This is a genomic window from Phocaeicola sp. RTP21198st1_B8_RTP21198_201120 (genome assembly GCF_040929485.1).
GTDB classification, from domain to species: Bacteria; Bacteroidota; Bacteroidia; order Bacteroidales; family Bacteroidaceae; genus Phocaeicola; species Phocaeicola dorei.
In genome coordinates this window covers 1-394 of sequence record NZ_JBCOCI010000194.1, presented here as the reverse complement: position 1 = coordinate 394, position 394 = coordinate 1, and the positions used below count along the sequence as shown (strand labels likewise).

1 pseudogene is annotated in these 394 nt (G+C 37.8%); it reads right to left on the bottom strand.

Annotation, left to right across the window (positions count from 1 at the left end):
• A pseudogene (locus AB5935_RS24355) lies at positions 1–394 on the bottom strand (SusC/RagA family protein); the annotation flags it as partial.

Sequence of the window (394 nt, the reverse complement as noted above, 5' to 3'; positions counted from 1 at the left end):
TTCTCGTCAGAAATACGCCATCCCAATGAAACAGCCGGGAAATTAGACCATTTATGATCTTTAGCCAAACGTGAAGAACCATCCCGACGAATAGAAGCAGAAAGCAAATACCTACCCAATAAAGAGTAGTTGATACGTCCTACTAATCCGACTCCTTTAGACATGGTATAACTGGATGAATTTTTCTGAACGGCAGCTTTTTCCAATCCTTCCCACAAATATTTATTGTTAGCAATACCTGTTCCTGTCATTTCCGTGTTATCCGTCTGGTTATGGTTCCAGGTAGACACACCAGTAAGCGTAAATTCATGTATCTTAGCAATATTAAAGTTGTAAGTTACGATATTTTCCCACTTATAATTATATGATCTGTTTTGAGTAATCTTGGCATTTG